General features: G+C 59.8%; 15 protein-coding genes. 6 read left to right on the plus strand and 9 right to left on the minus strand.

The features are described from left to right. The first annotated feature begins 83 nt into the window (after positions 1–83). The 5 genes from ROSMUCSMR3_RS07630 to ROSMUCSMR3_RS07650 all read left to right on the plus strand — a co-directional run bounded on the left by ROSMUCSMR3_RS07630 (position 84) and on the right by ROSMUCSMR3_RS07650 (position 4412). Positions 84–1124, plus strand: coding sequence for a polyamine ABC transporter substrate-binding protein (locus tag ROSMUCSMR3_RS07630; RefSeq protein WP_081506931.1), 1041 nt, complete (start codon positions 84–86; stop codon positions 1122–1124). Positions 1125–1198: 74 nt separating this feature from the next. Then, the gene (locus tag ROSMUCSMR3_RS07635; protein ID WP_081506932.1) at positions 1199–2287 is read left to right on the plus strand and encodes an ABC transporter ATP-binding protein; all 1089 of its coding nucleotides are present in this window, start codon (positions 1199–1201) and stop codon (positions 2285–2287) included. Then, positions 2284–3174: an ABC transporter permease gene (locus ROSMUCSMR3_RS07640; protein ID WP_008281553.1), complete on the plus strand. Its 891-nt coding sequence runs from the start codon at positions 2284–2286 to the stop codon at positions 3172–3174. The genes ROSMUCSMR3_RS07635 and ROSMUCSMR3_RS07640 overlap by 4 nt, the downstream gene beginning before the upstream one ends. Beyond that, positions 3174–3995 (plus strand): ABC transporter permease, encoded by an 822-nt coding sequence (locus ROSMUCSMR3_RS07645; protein WP_081506933.1) that lies wholly within the window; start codon positions 3174–3176, stop codon positions 3993–3995. Before ROSMUCSMR3_RS07640 ends, ROSMUCSMR3_RS07645 begins: the two co-directional genes overlap by 1 nt. A gap of 51 nt (positions 3996–4046) precedes the next feature. After that, a complete protein-coding gene (locus tag ROSMUCSMR3_RS07650; RefSeq protein WP_081506934.1) occupies positions 4047–4412 on the plus strand; it encodes a cupin domain-containing protein in 366 nt (121 codons plus the stop codon). Positions 4413–4485: 73 nt separating this feature from the next. Here the strand turns inward: ROSMUCSMR3_RS07650 and cynS are convergent, their stop codons facing one another. Genes cynS through ROSMUCSMR3_RS07670 form a run of 4 tightly spaced genes read right to left on the minus strand, consistent with a single transcriptional unit; the run spans position 4486 to position 8123 of the window. Continuing rightward, positions 4486–4968: a cyanase gene (cynS, locus tag ROSMUCSMR3_RS07655; RefSeq protein WP_008281549.1), complete on the minus strand. Its 483-nt coding sequence runs from the start codon at positions 4966–4968 to the stop codon at positions 4486–4488. A 27-nt stretch (positions 4969–4995) separates the two neighbouring features. Next, on the minus strand, positions 4996–5898 hold the full coding sequence (locus ROSMUCSMR3_RS07660; protein WP_081506935.1) for an ABC transporter ATP-binding protein: 903 nt from the start codon (positions 5896–5898) through the stop codon (positions 4996–4998). 11 nt (positions 5899–5909) lie between these two features. Further along, a complete protein-coding gene (ntrB, locus tag ROSMUCSMR3_RS07665; protein WP_081506936.1) occupies positions 5910–6743 on the minus strand; it encodes a nitrate ABC transporter permease in 834 nt (277 codons plus the stop codon). A gap of 3 nt (positions 6744–6746) precedes the next feature. Next, positions 6747–8123: a CmpA/NrtA family ABC transporter substrate-binding protein gene (locus ROSMUCSMR3_RS07670; protein WP_081506937.1), complete on the minus strand. Its 1377-nt coding sequence runs from the start codon at positions 8121–8123 to the stop codon at positions 6747–6749. A 208-nt stretch (positions 8124–8331) separates the two neighbouring features. Between ROSMUCSMR3_RS07670 and ROSMUCSMR3_RS07675 the strand changes: the two genes are divergently transcribed. Then, positions 8332–10185: a sigma-54 interaction domain-containing protein gene (locus ROSMUCSMR3_RS07675; RefSeq protein ID WP_008281545.1), complete on the plus strand. Its 1854-nt coding sequence runs from the start codon at positions 8332–8334 to the stop codon at positions 10183–10185. Positions 10186–10487: 302 nt separating this feature from the next. On the opposite strand, the gene ROSMUCSMR3_RS07680 is transcribed toward ROSMUCSMR3_RS07675, so the two are convergent. From ROSMUCSMR3_RS07680 to ROSMUCSMR3_RS07700, 5 genes are all read right to left on the minus strand, one after another. Further along, the gene (locus ROSMUCSMR3_RS07680) at positions 10488–11558 is read right to left on the minus strand and encodes a DUF1513 domain-containing protein (RefSeq protein WP_081506938.1); all 1071 of its coding nucleotides are present in this window, start codon (positions 11556–11558) and stop codon (positions 10488–10490) included. Positions 11559–11562: 4 nt separating this feature from the next. After that, positions 11563–12561 (minus strand): imelysin family protein, encoded by a 999-nt coding sequence (locus ROSMUCSMR3_RS07685; RefSeq protein WP_081506939.1) that lies wholly within the window; start codon positions 12559–12561, stop codon positions 11563–11565. Continuing rightward, positions 12558–14033 (minus strand): di-heme oxidoredictase family protein, encoded by a 1476-nt coding sequence (locus ROSMUCSMR3_RS07690; protein ID WP_087148867.1) that lies wholly within the window; start codon positions 14031–14033, stop codon positions 12558–12560. The genes ROSMUCSMR3_RS07685 and ROSMUCSMR3_RS07690 overlap by 4 nt, the downstream gene beginning before the upstream one ends. Positions 14034–14123: 90 nt before the next feature. Then, entirely contained in the window at positions 14124–15149 is a 1026-nt protein-coding gene (locus tag ROSMUCSMR3_RS07695; protein WP_081506941.1) for a hypothetical protein, read from the minus strand. A gap of 119 nt (positions 15150–15268) precedes the next feature. After that, positions 15269–16531, minus strand: a complete 1263-nt coding sequence (locus tag ROSMUCSMR3_RS07700; protein WP_081506942.1) for an imelysin family protein — start codon at positions 16529–16531, stop codon at positions 15269–15271. Positions 16532–17040: the final 509 nt, after the last annotated feature.

Genomic DNA, 17040 nt, shown 5'->3' on the forward strand with positions numbered 1-17040 from the left:
CGCTGCACATGCCGAGCCAGCGAAACATGATAAAAATCGGCACGTACTGCCATTTCGCGGCATTCCAACAGGAGAAAAACAAGATGAGAAAGACATTTTCACTTACCGTCGCTGCCACGCTGCTTGCGAGCGGTGCTGTCGCTCAGGGCACGGAAATCACCATCGCTTCTTGGGGCGGGTCCTATCAGGACGCACAGAGCAAAGCCTTGTTCGAACCGGCTTCTGCGGCAACTGGGGTTACGGTCAAGCAGGAAACATATGGCGGGATGGCCGATGTCCGCCTGCAAGTTTCAACCGGGCAGGTGACGTTCGACATCGTGGCCAGTGGGTCCGGTTCTGCGGCGCGGGCCGGGGCAGAAGGGCTTTTGGAACCTCTGGATTACAACGTGATCGACGTGTCCAACTTTTATCCCAACCTCTATTCCGAGTATTGCGTCGGGGGCGATGTGTTCTCGACGGTCTATGCTTGGAACACCGACACCTATGGCGAGAACGGGCCGCAAAGCTGGGCGGATTTCTTTGACGCCGAGAAATTCCCCGGCTCGCGCGCCTATCGCGGTTCAGTTGCGGGCGCACTTGAACCGGCGCTGATGGCCGATGGCGTGCCGATGGATCAGGTTTATGAGGTGTTGAGTTCGGAAGAGGGGATCGAGCGCGCGCTCAACAAGATCCGCGAGCTGCGGCCCAATATCTCGGTTTTCTGGTCCTCTGGTGCGCAGCACGCCCAGTTGATGAAGGATGGCGAGGTCGACATGACCACTGGCTGGAATGGCCGCTTTGATACCGCTGCGGCGGATGGGGCCAAGGTAGATTACAGCTTCAATCAGGCGCTGCTGGATTACGACTGTTTCGCAATCCCCAAAGGTGCGCCGAACAAGGATGCAGCGATGCAGTTCCTCGCTGAAATCTCGAAACCCGAGTATCAGGACGATCTGCCGAAATACATCACCTACGGCCCGACCAACAAATCTGCCTATGACACAGGTGAGATCAGCGCAGAGGTTGCGGCCGGCCTGCCCTCCTCGCCCGAGAATGCGGCCATGCAATTGCCAATCTCTCTGGAATGGTATGCAAAATGGGAAACCGTCGCCGCCGAGATGTATCAGGAAATGCTGACTGAGTAACCAAAGCCCCAACACAAGACCAGACGGGCGCTACGGCGCCCGTCTGCGCCAATAGACCACTCGGAGGGCAGCAATTGACCAATACCGCCACAGAAGCGCTGCCGATATCGGTGCAGAACGTCACCAAGACCTACGGAGCGGTGCATGCCCTCGACGATGTGTCGCTAGAGGTCAAAAGCGGTGAGTTTCTGACACTTCTGGGGCCGTCTGGGTCTGGCAAGACAACGCTTTTGATGGTGCTTGCGGGATTTACCCGGCCCGATTGCGGCAGTCTCAAGTTTGGCGACCGCGAAGTTATCCGCACCCCGCCACATCTGCGCGAGGTCGGCATGACCTTTCAGAGCTATGCGCTTTTCCCGCATATGACCGTAGCGGGCAATGTGGGCTATCCCTTGCGTCTGCGCAAACGCCCCAAGGCAGAGATCGCGGAACGGGTCGAGCGGGCGCTGGAAACGGTGCAGCTTGGCGGCTATGGCAATCGTCGCGTCGACCAGCTCTCTGGTGGGCAAAAGCAACGAGTCGCGGTGGCGCGCGCCATTGTGTTTGAACCCCGCATCCTGTTGATGGATGAACCGCTATCCGCGCTCGACAAGAAACTGCGCGACCAGATGCAGATCGAGTTGCGGCATCTGCACGAACAGCTTGGCATGACCACGGTCTATGTCACCCATGACCAGCGCGAGGCGCTGACCATGTCCGATCGGATCGCCGTGGTGAACCATGGGCGCATCATGCAGCTCTCAACCCCCCGCGATCTCTATGAACACCCCGCAAATCGGTTTGTGGCGGATTTCATCGGCGATTCCACGTTTCTGAGGGTGAACCGTTTGGGCGCTGACGTGACCTTTGGCGGGGTGCCGCTGATCCATGCAGGCCCCTTGCCCGACACGCCCGAACTTCAACTGATGATCCGCCCCGAACGCATCGTGCTCTCTTCGGGTGGACCGCGTGAGGGGGCCAATAATTTTGCCGCCACCGCGACCGATGTGGTCTATCAGGGCGACAGCTTCTTGCTGCACGCGCGGTTGGACACGGGCGAAATGGTGGCTTTGCGCGGAGCGGTGCGCGGCAGCAATGCAACGTCCCTGCCCCAGCTTGGTGACCGCGTGACCCTGACCTTGGCACCCGAAGACACAGTGTTGATCGACGGAAGCCAAACATGAGCATGCAGACAGCGCCCCTCAATGCCGCTGGGCTGCGCCGTGACGAGCGGTTAGAGCGGCTGACGCTTTTTGGTCTGAGTTCACCGGCAATCCTGCTTATTCTCGTGGTGCTGGTCATTCCCGTGGGCTGGTTGTTCTATGTCTCGTTCATCGGGGCAAACGGGCAATTCTCGCTTGAGAATTACGAGCGCATGATCAGCCGCCGCTCTTATCTGCGCATTTTCATCACCACCTTTCAGGTCAGCCTGTTGACCACCGGGCTGTGCATCCTGATCGGCTATCCCTTTGCCTATTTCATGTCGCAGCTGCCAAGCCGCCTTGCAAATCTGTGCCTGATTACCGTGCTCTTGCCGTTCTGGACCTCACTTTTGGTGCGGACCTATGCGTGGCTGGTGCTGTTGCAGAAACAGGGATTGATCAACAATTGGGCCATCTCGCTTGGCCTCTGGGATGAACCACTCAAGATCGTTCACAACATGACCGGCACGTTGATCGGCATGGTGCATATCATGCTGCCATTTCTCATCCTGCCAGTTTACGGCGCGATGAAGGCGATTGACCGCGATTACCTCAAGGCGGCGGCCAACCTTGGGGCAAGCCCACGGGTGGCGTTTTGGACGGTCTTTTTTCCACTCACCGCGCCGGGGCTTTTTGCCGGGGCGCTGATGGTGTTCATCCTCTGCCTTGGCTTCTTTGTCACCCCGGCGGTGCTGGGCGGGGGCAAGGTGATTATGGTGTCGATGCAGATCGTCTCGAACATCGAGTTATTCGTGAATTGGGGCGCGGCCAGTGCCTTGGGCGTGGTGCTGCTGATCCTGACTGTGGCGATCCTCTGGGTCGCATCCCGGTTTCTGAACCTCGACCGGATGACCGGAGGCGGGCACTGATGCGCAACTGGCTCAATTCCCCGGCGACCGACACGCAAGTCACCCATGGCCAACGCCTGTGGCTCTATGTCTTTGCGGTGATCGTGATGATCTTGCTAGTCACGCCCACATTGATCGTGATCCCGATGTCCTTTTCGGACAGTCAATATCTGGAGTTTCCACCCGAGGTCTGGTCAACCCGCTGGTATGATAATTTCTTTGGCTCAAGCGAATGGATGCAGGCGGCGCGGACCTCTTTTCAGACGGCCTTTCTGACCATGATCGTGGCGACGCCGATTGGGGTTCTGGCGGCCTATGGGCTGCATAGCTCTCGGTTTGCCTTTGTCAGGGTTGCCTTTGTCCTGATGATCACACCGATGATGGTGCCGCTGGTGCTGGTGGCGATTGGGGCGTTCTACGCCTATGTGAAGCTCAATCTTCTTTACACCATAACCGGATTGGTTCTGGCCCATACCGTGCTAGCGCTGCCGCTGGTGGCGATCGTCACCGGCTCCGCCCTCAAAGGTTACGACATGAGCCAAGAACAGGCCGCCCGCAGCCTAGGTGCCCCGCGCTGGAAGGCATTTCTTACCGTGACCCTGCCGCAGATTCGGTTTGCGGTGGTCACGAGCGCGCTTTTGGCCTTCCTCACCTCGTTTGACGAGGTTGTGGTGGCAATGTTCATTTCTGGCGGCGACAACCCAACCTTGACACGCAACATGTTCAACGCGCTGCGCGATCAGATTGACCCGACCATTGCGGCCATTTCGACGATCATGATCCTTGTGACCACCGTGATGATGGTGCTGGTGCAAGTATTCGGCCAAGACAAGAAACACTGACACGCGCGCAGCGTCACATAGCGATACCGACAAGAACCTTTGGAGACCCAAATGATCGACCTCAAGACGTATCAAAGCCTCGCCACTCAGCCGGTTGGCGCCTTTGCCCCGAAACCGACCAGCCTCACACCGGGACAAGAGGAAGCCTCGGCGCAACTCTGGGCCTCTGCCGATGGCCATACGAAGATTGGCGTTTGGGAATGCACGCCGGGGCATTTCACCGCCGACCGCACCGCAATGGGCGAATATTGCCATATCATCTCTGGCCGCGCCTCGGTCACGAATGCCGATGGGCAGGGAACGCGCGATATCGGTCCGGGTGATCTACTTGTCTTGCCGCAGGGATGGACCGGCGAATGGGTGATCCACGAGCATATGCGCAAGCTCTATATCCTCAGCGCATCCCCCACCCTCTGAGGCGTGGAGGCGTTGCTTGTCTGCACGTCTGGCCCGGCTTCAATCGCCGGGCCAGATAAAAGGATGACCCGTATTACCAGGAATTATACCCCAGAAACTTGCCCGACATCTCAACCTTGACGCGGTCCCCCTTGGGGTTTGCGACACGGGTGATCTTCATGTCGAAATCAATCGCCGACATGATACCGTCGCCAAACTCTTCTTGGATCAACGCCTTCATCGTGGGGCCGTAAACGCCCACAATCTCGTAGAGGCGGTAGATACACGGGTCTGTTGGCACCGCTTGTTCCCAGATCTTGGTCGGATACTCCTCCAGCACCGAAACCGCCTCCTCCGGCAGATCCAGCAACGCAACGAGCGCCTCGGCCTTGGCCTTGGGCATGGTGTTCATGCCCATGCAGGCCGAATGGGTCCAGACGGGCGACATGCCGATGCCCTCAGCAATCTCTTCCCATTTCATCCCGGTCTTTTTCTTCGCGATCAGGATCAGGGTGGTTACATCCTCCTTGGTCATCAGCGCGGGCATAGTCACAGTGTCTTTCATAGTGTCCTCCATTCGTTTGATCTCAGGTGAAAATTGGTGTCACAGGTTCACGGCGCGTAGCCGCAGGGCCTCGCCGGTCTCGTCTTCGGGTCGTGCGTGGTCAATCCGCACAGTCTCGGGCGTCTGTGCCGCGCCGTCGGATACCTGCCCCGCCAATTCCTTGGACCGCTTGCCAAGGAACTGCACCAGATGGTTGCGGATCGGGTAGTAGTTGGGATGTTCCACGATCTCGGTCCGGTTGCGTGGGCGCGGGATCGTGATCTCGACCGATTCCGCCACACGGGCAAAGGGACCGTTGGTCATGAGCAGGATACGATCTGCCAGAAGGATCGCCTCGTCGATGTCATGGGTGATCATAAACACGGTCTGCCCGGTGCCGCCCCATATCTTGAGCAACTCATCCTGAATGGTCCCCCGCGTCAGCGCATCGAGCGCGCCAAACGGTTCATCCAGCAACAAGAGCTTGGGATGATTGGCAAAGGCGCGGGCAATCGACACCCGCTGCCGCATGCCCCCCGACAATTGGCTGGGCTTGCGGTGGATCACGTCGCCCTCAAGCCCGACCATCGCCAGATACTCGCGGGAATGGTCCAGCACCTTGGCCTTGGACCAATCCGGATGCCGCGCGGCGACCCCAAAGCTCACGTTTTTGAGTGTGCTCAGCCAAGGCAGCAGGGAATAGTTCTGAAACACCACGCCCCGATCAAGGCTGGGGCCCGACACCTCGAACCCATCCATCTTGACCACACCGCTTGTCGGCTCTGCAAGGCCCGCAAGAATGTTCATGATGGTGGACTTGCCACAGCCCGAATGCCCAAGGATACAAACGAATTCACCCTTCTCAACCCCGAAGGTCGCGTTTTCAAAAACGGTCATCGTGCCGCCTTGGCCATCCGGATAACACTGGGTCAGGTTCTCAATCGACAGAAACGGTTTGTTCATCTCACGGCTCCTTATTCCGCATAGGCCACGGCGCGCTGGAGCGTGGCAAAGGCCGCATCCAGCATCATGCCGACAATGCCGATCATCAGGATCGAAAAGATGACCGAGGTCAGATCAAGATTGTTCCACTCGTTCCAGACGTAATACCCGATACCCGTCCCCCCCACGAGCATCTCGGCGGCGACGATGACAAGCCACGCGATGCCGATAGAGATACGCATGCCGGTCACGATGGTCGGTGCGGCCGCAGGCAGGATCACCGTAAAGGCGGTCTTGAAATGCCCCAGTTCATGCGTCCGTGCGACATTAACCCAATCCAGTCGCACACCTGCCACGCCAAAGGCGGTGTTGATCAACATGGGCCAGATCGAGCAGATGAAGATTACGAAGATCGCGCTCGCCTCGCTGTCTTGGATGACGAACAAAGCCAGCGGCATCCACGCGAGCGGCGATATCGGGCGCAGCACCTGAATGAACGGGTTGAGCGCTTTGTAGGCGACCGGCGACATGCCGATCAGGAACCCCAGCGGTATCGCCACCACCGCCGCCATCAGATAGCCCGACAGCACCCGGTAGATCGAATATCCGATCTGAATCCCGATCCCCTTGTCATTGGGTCCAGCATCGTAGAACGGATTGCTCAGTTCTTCCCACGCCTTGGCCAATACCTGTGACGGAGGTGGCACACCTGCCTTTTGCGCCCCCCCGCCAGTCAGCCGCTCGTATTCCGTCAACTCGCCCACGGCTTTTTGCGCCGGAATTGACATCTCCCAGAGGAACAGCCCGACAAAGAGTATCACCACCGACAAAAGCAGGGCGCGTTGATTTAGCGACAGTGTCGACATCGCTTAACCCTTCCCGATGGCGAAACTTTTGACATAGGCCTCCGGCTCTGCCGGATCGAATGTCTTGCCCATGATGATGTGCGATTTGTAGGTGATGTCGGGCGCGTCATAGCCCAGATCGTTCATCACCTTCTTGGCATCGGCAGCCAAATAGACCTGTTCGGCCACAGCCTTGTAGTCAATATCGTTCTCGATATAGCCCCACCGCTTCATCTGGGTCAGAATCCAAACGCCCATCGAATGCCAAGGGAAAGGATCAAAGTCAATCCGATCTGGCACTTGCTGCACCGCACCCAAGCCATCGGCAAATGTGCCGGTCAAAACCTGCTGGATCACCTCGACCGGCTGGTTGAGATAATTCGTCGGCGCGATGGCCTCGGAAATTTCAATGCGGTTCTCTGGGTTGGACGCATATTGCGTGGCGTCAATGATCGACTTGAGCAACGCCCCATAGGTGTTGGGCAACTCCGTGGCGAAACTCAGCGGCGCGGCAAAGGCGCAGCAGGGGTGCCCCTCCCAGATCTCTTTGGTCAGCAGATGGATAAAGCCGATCCCTTCCCAAACCGCGCGCTGATTGAACGGATCTGGCGAGAGATAGCCATCAAGGTTCCCGGCGCGCAGGTTGGCGACCATTTCGGGCGGCGGCACCACACGGATCTGAATATCCACATCGGGATCAAGCCCGTGTTCAGCCACGTAATAGCGCAAAAGGAAATTGTGCATAGAGTATTCGAACGGCACCCCAAAGGTGAATCCCTTCCATTGCTTGGGGTCGCGCTTGTCCAGATGCTCGTTCGACAGGACAATGGCCTGCCCGTTGATGTTTTCAACGGCGGGCATGATGTATGGCACAGCGGTCGAGCCTGCGCCAAGTGTCATCGCCAGAGGCATCGGCGTCAGCATATGGCTCGCGTCATATTCCCCTGACAGCGACTTGTCGCGCGCCACAGCCCAACCGGCGGTTTTGATGACACTCGCGTTCAATCCGTAGCGCTCGTAAAAGCCCAAGGGCTGCGCCATGATGATCGGCGTGGCGCAGGTAATCGGCACGAACCCGATGTTGAGGTCTGTCTTTTCCGGCGCGCCAAGATTGTCGAGGATTGCTGCCTTGGCTGCATCAAGCGGAAACACCGACGCAAGCGCCGCCGCAACCGTACCGCCGCCCATCATCCCCATGAACGACCGCCGCCCGATATCGCTGTGACCGAACACCGACCGCACCACGGCGCTTTCGACCGCGCGCTCTAGCATCGCTTCAGAGGACATCGCCCGCGCGGTCACGTCATGCTGCGCGCCATTGCAGGTGTCGCACCCGCAGGACGCGCCGTGGCGCAGGTCATTCTTTTCTGAAAATGGGTCGCCAAGGCTCTTCATGGTCATTTCACGTCCTTTCGCTCAAATGCCGTTTGACCCATGATCCAATGAAGCCGCCACGCGCGAAAGGGGTGTGCCTATTTTTTAAGCTCAGTATTTTATCTTTTATTTACAGAATATTATCACAGTATCTCTCACGTATATCCTTATGAAATTTCGTAATTTACGAGATTTCGTATTGCCGCGCTGCGCTGCGGCGGTGTTTGGTGAAGTCATGTACGAGATACCCACAACCCCCGATTCCCTGCTTGACGCCCTAGCCGAGGCGGCGCTGGTGATCGACCTTGTTGCCGACCGGATCGTCGCGGCCAATCCCCGCGCCCGAGCGCTCCTCGATCTTGAGGATTCCACCGGCGCACCCTTTTCACCGCTGGTCGGCGCGAGCTTGCCGGGTTTTATCGTGTTGGTGGATGAAATCGCACACCGGGGCGAGGCATGGAGCCGCGACATTACCCTTGCCAGCATCACCGGAAGGCCGTTGCGCGTTGAGCTACGCGGCAGGCTGGTTGCCAATGCCCCCTCGCTCCTTGCGCTGACCCTGCTCGATCTTGCAGAAATGGAACGCCACGACCGCATCGCGCAAGCGGCTGAGTTGCATCGTTCAGGTCTGCTTGAATGGCGGCGCGCGCAGGAGTTTTTTTCCGAGCTAGAGCGTCAGAACCAATTGATCCTGAATGCCGCGGGCGAAGGCATCTACGGCGTCAATGCGGATGGCAAGACCACCTTTCTTAACCGCGCCGCGCAGGAAATGCTGGGCTGGACCGCCGAGGACCTCTTGGGTCACGACATTCATTCCGTGATCCATCACCACCATCTGAACGGTGATATCTATCACGCGCATGATTGCCCGATCTATCAATCCTTCCGCTTTGAAGAGGTCAATCGGATCGAAGACGAGGTGTTCTGGCGCAAGGATGGCAAACCGATCCGCGTCGAATATGTCTCGACCCCGATTTACGATCAGAATGTTCTGGCGGGGGCTGTGGTGATCTTTCGCGACATCACCGAACGCAAGGAAAGCGAACGTAAATTGCGCGAGGCGATGGCAGAGGTGGCCGCGCTCCGCGACCGGCTGGAACAGGAAAACGCCTATCTCCAAGAGGCGATCACCACGGAACGCGCGCATCACAATATCATCGGCGCGTCCTCTGCGGTGCGGCAGACCGTGCAACGGATTGACCTTGTGGCGCGCACCGATGCCACCGTGTTCATCAGTGGCGAGACCGGCACCGGCAAATCCCTTGTGGCGACCGCCATTCACAAGGCAAGCCCGCGCGCACGCCGCCCCCTCATCCATTTCAAATGCGGCTCCGTCGCCCCCGAAGAGGTCGAGGCCGAGTTATGGGGGCAGGTTCGCGGTGCCCCCAACGGGGCCACCCGCGACAAACCCGGCAAGCTGGAACTGGCACATAGCGGCACGCTGTTTCTCGACGATGTCGAGGAGCTGCCCTTTGAGATACAGGGCAAACTTTTGGCTGCCCTGCAAAACAGTGCCGTGACCCGTCTGGGCGACACCCGAGAAAAGCCGCTCGATATCCGTGTGATCGCCTCGACCACCCTGTCGGACAAACAGGCCCGCCGCTCTCACCGCATCCGCGAAGACCTGTATCTGTTTCTCAATGTCTTTCCCATCACCTGCCAGCCGCTCCGCGACCGGCAGGAAGATATCCCGCTTCTCGCCGCCCATCTGCTCAAGATTGCCTGCCGCAGGCTGAACCGGCCCGAGCCCGTGTTGACCGAAGGCGTGGTGCAACAGCTACAATCCTATGACTGGCCCGGCAATGTGCGCGAGCTTCATAACGTGATGGAACGGGCCGCGATTGTGTCTCAGGATCGCAAGCTGGTTGTCGAACTGGGGGGCGTAGGGCCGCTGGCAGAGACAGGCCGATCCTTTCGAACCGAAGCGCAGATGCAGGACCTTGTTCGGGTTAACCTGATTGCCGCCCTACGCGAAACACGCGGCCGTATAGCCGGCCCCTCTGGTGCGGCCGCATTGCTTGGCGTCAAACCCACAACGCTCTATTCCCGCATCGGTAGCTTGAATATCGTCGAGGCGGATTGGACATGACCGTGCACCGCTTCTACGCCTGTCCAACGCCGCTTGATTAGAACGCGAAAGTCAGTCCGCATTCGGGTTCAAGCCCAAGAATCTATAATATGTCGTAGGCGCAGGGCGCATAGATTGACAGCATGCATCGACCGAACCCGACAAGATCAGGCGATTGCGAAATGAAAGGGATTGTAGCGCCGACATCAAAGGGCCTGCGCCCCGCAGGGTGTTTTCCTGCATCGGTGCCCTTCAACCACCCAAAATACAGCACAATATGAGGGTGGCCGACTTGCTGAAGATGCGCTGCGGCGCAATCCAACCTACAAGGGGATAATATGATTATCCCAAGCACAATCATGCCGGGCCAGAGCGATCAAGCCGCTAGGGGCCACCGCCACAAGGCCACCCAACCCATCGCTGGCAAGATACCCCCCTGCCCGCGGTGCCAGTCCGCAGACATCCGCACGCCCGACGGCGCCAAGGAATACGCCGTCAATTCCGAAGCGATGCACGCGCCCTCCGCGCGGCGAGGTTATCGCCACCTCTGACCCATCGCCGCAGAAGGCGATGCTGCCGGCATAGCCCTGCATGGCGATTTCGTCGGCCAGCGGGGCCTCGGCCAGCATCGGGGCCTGTCCCCTGCGGTGCAGCGCCACAAGCGGCGGGGCCATGCCCGGTTGACCTTCCCATTGCATGGCAAAGGCGACCAGACCGTCGCCGCGCACCGCAAGATGGCGGATCGAGTTCTGTTGCAGATCGGGGCTTGGCTCGACCCTATCGACAAGCGTCCCGGACAGGGTCAGATACCCAAGGTTCGGGCGCATTGTGGAGATGTTTAGCTTGGTCCGATCACTCGGGTCGGTGGCAATGCCCCCGTTGGCCACCACCAGCGTTTGCCCGTCGGGCATCAGGCGCAGATCATGTGGACCAATCCCACCGCTGGGGAACTCTCCGATCCGGGCATAGCCAGCGGCCGCGTCCCAAATGCCAATAATGCCTTCGCTTGTGTCGCGGGCCTGTTCGCTGGTGAACAACAGGTCACCCCCGGCAGCGAAAACACCATGGCCGTTGAACTGACGGCGTTCGGGCGGGGTCAGGCTATGCAGGACCGCGCCAGTTGCGCAGTCGATGACAAGGGCGAACTGCCCCGGTCTGCGGGCAAAGGCCACGGCCTCGGCCCGGATTGGATGGGCTGCGCCAGCATGGCCGCGCGCGGGAAGGGGCACACGGAACTTGGCGATGCCGTTCGTTGAAAGGCCATAAAGCGTAAAGGTGCCATCCGCCTCGCGCGCTGCGGCCAGATAGGCAGGGCTCCCAACGGCGGCCCAACCAATGCGCGGCGCGACACCTGCGGCGGCCAACCCAATCAGAAATCCTCGTCGTGTGGCCATTGTCCTAATCCCCGTCCTGCGCGTTGAACCCTGGCGCAATGCCAAGCTGGGCGCCGATCTCTTCCTCTATCGCCGCCTGCAAGCCGCGCACCGCCTGTTGCAGCACCTCGGCGCGCAAGCGTGCCTGAGGGTCCGTCACATCCTGAAAGGCAGGGTCGGTGATCCGAGCGGCGGCAACCTGCAACCGGGCCAGCGCGGCTTGGGTTTCGGGCAAGGGCCAGTCGGCCAGTGCACTTGCCAGCCCATGTGCGGCCTCGGCTGCCAGAACTACGTTTCGCAAGGACCGCCCTGACCGGCGCGCCTCGGCACGAAGAGGTCGGGGCTGGTCAAAAGTGCCCATCGGCAGGCCCAGCCGGGTATCGGCCGTGAATTCGAGCGATGTCAGGATCTGCGTATAGATGGCCCGCAACGCCTCGTCCGGCGTCAGAAAGGCCGTGTTGCCATCGGCCCCGGCACTCTGCAACGTGTCAGCAAAGGGCCCGGACCAAGCAGCCTCTAGGGCATGAGCCTGAAGGGCGAGATCGGCGGCGATGGTGGCGGCCAGCGTACAGCCATAGCTTTGCGGTGCGTAGTCAAAGAACTCCGGGTCGAACATCAGCATGTCGAGCGCGAAGAGCCCGCGCGCGGCAATCGACACCTCGGCATAGGCTTTGAGATCAAAGGCAACGGGATCTTCCTCTGCGATCAACTGCGCCAGCGCTCGCGGCGTAGAACCGCGCCCATCGGGCCAGAAGGCAACCGAAAGTGCGCCGGTTTCTGACGGTCCAATCCGCAAGTCCGAGACCGCGATCCAAGCATCGAAGGCAGTGTGATAGGCCTCGGCCATCGCCTCAGGGCGGCAATCAGCACCCGCAGTTTCAGCGAGCGCGTCGGCGGATTCGGCGAAACGGGCAAAGGCCGGGAGGATATGCGCGTCGAGCGCGCTTTTGACATCGGCCAGCGACGGCGCGGCAAGGCAGAGCACAAGGCTAAGGCTCAAAACGGGGGTGGTGATCAGTCTCACAGGCTCTCCAGATATTTTATGAGGGCGGCACGCTCTTCGGGGGGCATGTCGACGACAGTGTCACGGGCGTGTTGCGCCTCGCCGCCGTGCCAGAGAACAGCCTCTAACAAAGAACGCGCGCGGCCATCATGCAGGAAATACGTGTGGCCCGAGACCAGTTTGGTCATCCCTATTCCCCAGAGTGGGGCGGTGCGCCACTCCTGTCCGTTGGCACGACCTTCTGGGCGGTTATCAGCAAGACCCGGCCCCATGTCGTGCAGCAAAAGGTCGGTATAGGGCCAGATCAACTGGAAACTTGCGGGGTTGTCGCCTTCAAGTCGATGGGTGACATAGTTCGGCCGATGGCAAGAGGGGCAGCCGGTGGTGTAGAACACCTCGCGCCCGCGCAGCACCTCGGGGTCGCTGACATTGCGGCGGGCTGGCACCGCCAAAGTCTGACTGTAGAAGGTGACAATATCGAGACCAACTTGGTCGATCTCGAACCCAGATTGTTCGGCGTCGCCGCCATGCATCGCCGCACGGCAATCGGTCTGCGCGTCGGTGCAATCGCCCGACCCCGCCGGATGGATCGGGTTGGAAATGCCGATATCGCCGGCAAAGGCGCTTGCCGTCTGCTCTAACAGCGTGGGGTTGCCCGCCTTGTGCCCGAAACGGCCGAGCATCGGCTGATCGTATACGTCCGACCACACGATCTGCGGCCACCCTGATATGCCGTCACCATCAACGTCCTCGGGATCGGCGAGCGCCAGAATATCCTCTGACGGGATCGCCTCTAGTAGCCCCATGCCGATCATCTGCGGCGCGACGCGGGGGCTGAGCATAGCATTCGCGTGCAACGGGCCATAGCCGAGGTCGGCGGCGCGATAGGTGGGCGCGCGTAGATGCGCCACCTCGCCACCCGCGAGTGGCACCTCGATCTCTTCGTAGCTCACATCGAGACGGTATTCAGGCTTGTGCCCCGGCAGGCTGAAATCCTGCAACTGCGTGCCATAGGTGGGATCAGGTGCGGTCGGATGGATGCCGTCAATGTAAGCGGCGATCTCGGATGCCTCGGGCGCCGGGATCGAGATGCGCAGGAACATCGAGACGGCGCTGTCACCGGGGCCTTCGGGCGGATGCCCACGCCCATCCTTAAGGTGGCAGCGCTGGCATGAGCGCGCATTGTAGAGCGGGCCAAGACCATCCGAGGCCAGCGTCGAGGCCGGAGGCGACACCCAGACGCGGCGGAACATGCCGTTGCCGATACGAAATTCCAGCTCCTGCTCGAAGGTCAGGTTTGCGGCGGGCTGCGAGAAGGCATCGGCGGTATCGCGCGACCGCACGGTCTGCGCGCCCCCACCGTTCTGCTCGAAGGGCCATGCCTTTGAGAAATCCGTGGGCAGGGCTGTCGCGGCGTCGACCCGCGCACGCTCGGTTTCGGTGCGCGGCACCACATTCAGATGGATATCTTCAAGAGATTGGGCAGCGGTCATGCCCGCGCAGATACTCGCTATGACGATTATAGGCAGGAATGTGCGGTATGTTTTTGGCGTAGACACGGGCATGACGCTTTCAAGTGGTTCTCAGAATTCGTAGGCGAGCAGCGCGCCGATGGTATGGGTCTCGTCGCCACCCTCATCGCCATAGCGATAGGCCAGTGCGCCACTTAGCCCCTCAAGGATCTCAATTTCGCCAGAGAGCGTGGCAAGGTGATCCTTTGGCAGCGTCTCGACATCACGCATCGCATAGACCGCCGAAAGCGTGACGGGGCCAACAAGCGCCTCAGCCCCAAATGTGGCGAAGGTCGCGCTGTCGGCGGTGCCGTCGAAGTGATCAAAATAGGCCAGTTCGGCAAGCAGTTTCACAGGCAAAGAGCCGGTTGCGAATTCATGGCTGAGGCCGCCCACGATCCCGGTCTGATCTTCTGCGTCGCCGACGCCGCGCGCCTGAGATTGCAGGCCGAGGTTGTACCCGGTCGCGCCAAAGGCACCCGTGAGCGAGATCGCAACAGACTCCGGTGCGCTCGTATTCGACACGCCACCGTCGCTCCGGTTTGTCCGCCCGCGATTTTCGCCCAGCGACTCGCTGAGGATGCTCCGATCCGCGTTAAAGAACGACAGGCTCAGCGCATGTTCGCCCTGTCCTGCCGCAAAAGGGATCACAAGGCCTGCACCGAGCTTCTCGGTAAGTTGGTAGTCTTCTGCGAAATCAACGCCATAGATACCCGGCGCTGCATCCCACGCCAGGCCAAAAGCGGGGTTGAACTTGCCCAGCACCACCTGCGCCGCGCCAAAATCATGCGCGAAGTAAAGCTCTTCGGCATAAAGGCCATGGTCTTCGAGGAAGCTGTCCGAGGTGGGGGCGGTGATTTGTTCGAGAACCAGCGTGCTGTTGATCGAGGTCCGCGACGTGAAGGCGAACGAAAGCGCGCCCTCAATGGTGGCGAACGTATTGTTTATCTCGCCGCCGGGCGCAGAGGAATCGACGGTAAAATCGGTTTGCAACTCGACCGAGAATTCGGCGGAGAACGGCGAGTTCGCATCCTGAGACTGGGCTGCGGTCGCACCAAGCGCAGCACAGGCGGCAAGCGTTACAGATAGGGTTTTCATCACTGTTCCTTGGTTTTTGTGAATGACGTCAACACACGTCATTGCGTTTGATATGTGATAACATACCAGTCTACAAGCTGGGGTTTGTGTCCACCGCCTGAAGCGGTGAACAAGATGTGTTACTGAAACACGGCCGAGGGATCGTCGAGGCTGTCAGAGCCCTCTATTTCAATCCCACCAAGGTCAAGCGCGGCGATCACCCGCTCGATCGAACGGGTTTGGGCGATCAACCCCTCGACCCCCCCCATGATCAAGGCCTCGCCGCCCGCATTCCCGCGTTCAAGCATCTCGTCATATGCAAATCCCGCTTCAGCCGATGTCTTGATCCGTCCCAGTGCAAGAACCGCATCAGCGAGCCGCGCGCGCATCTCGACATCAAGCGTTGGGGCAATCTCAGCAACGAGCCCGGAGAGGGAGGGGCCAGACACACTCGTGCCATCAGTGCGGGTATAACTCCCGAGATAGACGTTCCGGATCCCCACCCCGTTATAGAAATGATCGTTGTGGGTATTGTCGGCGAAGCAGGAATGTTCTTCTTCGGGATCGTTGAGCATCAGACCAAGCCGCATGCGTTCGCCCGCCGTCTCACCGTAAGAGAGGCTTCCCATCCCGGTCAGGATTGCGGCAAGGCCAGCCCGCTCATCCGCCATCAGGGCCGCGCGCGCCGCGCCACCGTCGGCCCATTGCGTTGTCATCCAATCCAGATCGCCGACCAAAAGCTTGGTCGCCGCCGCCAGATACTCGGCTCGACGGGCGCAATTGCCGCCGGTGCAGTCCGCGCCTTGCGCATAATCAGTCCAGGGCCGATCCCCCGCGCCGTCGCCATGCCCGTTCAGGTCCTGCCCCCAAAGCAGGAATTCGATCGCGTGATAGCCGGTGGCGACATTCGCCTCGACCCCGTCGGCCTCGTGAAGGGTCTCCTGCAGGAGAGTCGGGGTAATCTCTGTCGCGTCGATCTCTTGACCCGAAAGCGTGAAGACCGGATTGGCGATCACGTTGAGCGCGGCCAACTGGTTTTGGTCTGTCGCGCCGCCATAGGCCCCGTCGACATAGTCGATCAGCCCCTCATCCAGCGGCCAAGCGTTCACGCGACCCTCCCAGTCGTCCACAATCGCATTCCCAAAGCGGAACACCTCTGACTGCTGGTAGGGCACGCGCGCTGCAAGCCAGGCTGCGCGGGCGGCCTGAAGGGTCGCGCCTGACGGGGATTGGATCAGCGCGGCCACCGCCGTCTGCAGCGCCTGCGCGGCAGTCAGACTGTCAGTGTAGTTGGCTGCCGCAATATCAGCGTAGGTGTCAAGCACGTCACCGGGTGTCTGTGCCAGAGCTGTGCCGCCCAGCGCGGCAATCACAGCCGTCGTAGTAAGGAGGTTTCGGATCATCGTTCATTGTCCCTTCTTTTCGTTTGTATTCACCGGACGCGGAGGGCGAGAATGTTGCGCCCCTTTCGCATCCAGCGAGCCTTTCATGTCGAAACCCCGACCGATGACCCCGTCAGGCCGTCAGGCGTGTTCAGGTAAAGCGCAATCCCTCATGCGGCCGTCAGAGGAACACCTTGAGCCTTGGTCGCTATCCTGACTGATTTTATCAGAAACTGCAATATCAGAGTTTTTCAGTCACCTACTTGCCTTTGTGCGCCCAGCATCGGAAAATCTTGATGATGGCATCGGTCAACACGGCTGGATTGGGCTGGGGCCAAATCGGCCTTTCGTGCAGCAGGTGAAGTAAATCCAGCGTTGCGAAGCGGCGCGTACCGCTGGCGACCCTGTCCAAACCGCAGTGCGATATCTGCGGATACGCGCATTTTTCCTGCGCTTCTTGTCCCCTTCTTTAAGCCACGTGAACTTCAAGGCTATGAAACGACGATTTTCAGCGCCATTCTGTGCGATAA

Source organism: Roseovarius mucosus (assembly GCF_002080415.1).
GTDB classification, from domain to species: Bacteria; Pseudomonadota; Alphaproteobacteria; order Rhodobacterales; family Rhodobacteraceae; genus Roseovarius; species Roseovarius mucosus_A.

Bases quoted from the DNA above. Each gene is read 5' to 3' on its own strand.
- ROSMUCSMR3_RS07630 (WP_081506931.1), top strand. From the start codon at position 84: ATGAGAAAGACATTTTCACTTACCGTCGCTGCCACGCTGCTTGCGAGC.
- ROSMUCSMR3_RS07640 (WP_008281553.1), top strand. From the start codon at position 2,284: ATGAGCATGCAGACAGCGCCCCTCAATGCCGCTGGGCTGCGCCGTGAC.
- ROSMUCSMR3_RS07645 (WP_081506933.1), top strand. From the start codon at position 3,174: ATGCGCAACTGGCTCAATTCCCCGGCGACCGACACGCAAGTCACCCAT.
- ROSMUCSMR3_RS07650 (WP_081506934.1), top strand. From the start codon at position 4,047: ATGATCGACCTCAAGACGTATCAAAGCCTCGCCACTCAGCCGGTTGGC.
- cynS (WP_008281549.1), bottom strand. From the start codon at position 4,968: ATGGAGGACACTATGAAAGACACTGTGACTATGCCCGCGCTGATGACC.
- ROSMUCSMR3_RS07660 (WP_081506935.1), bottom strand. From the start codon at position 5,898: ATGAACAAACCGTTTCTGTCGATTGAGAACCTGACCCAGTGTTATCCG.
- ntrB (WP_081506936.1), bottom strand. From the start codon at position 6,743: ATGTCGACACTGTCGCTAAATCAACGCGCCCTGCTTTTGTCGGTGGTG.
- ROSMUCSMR3_RS07670 (WP_081506937.1), bottom strand. From the start codon at position 8,123: ATGACCATGAAGAGCCTTGGCGACCCATTTTCAGAAAAGAATGACCTG.
- ROSMUCSMR3_RS07675 (WP_008281545.1), top strand. From the start codon at position 8,332: ATGTACGAGATACCCACAACCCCCGATTCCCTGCTTGACGCCCTAGCC.
- ROSMUCSMR3_RS07680 (WP_081506938.1), bottom strand. From the start codon at position 11,558: ATGGCCACACGACGAGGATTTCTGATTGGGTTGGCCGCCGCAGGTGTC.
- ROSMUCSMR3_RS07690 (WP_087148867.1), bottom strand. From the start codon at position 14,033: ATGACCGCTGCCCAATCTCTTGAAGATATCCATCTGAATGTGGTGCCG.
- ROSMUCSMR3_RS07695 (WP_081506941.1), bottom strand. From the start codon at position 15,149: ATGAAAACCCTATCTGTAACGCTTGCCGCCTGTGCTGCGCTTGGTGCG.
- ROSMUCSMR3_RS07700 (WP_081506942.1), bottom strand. From the start codon at position 16,531: ATGATCCGAAACCTCCTTACTACGACGGCTGTGATTGCCGCGCTGGGC.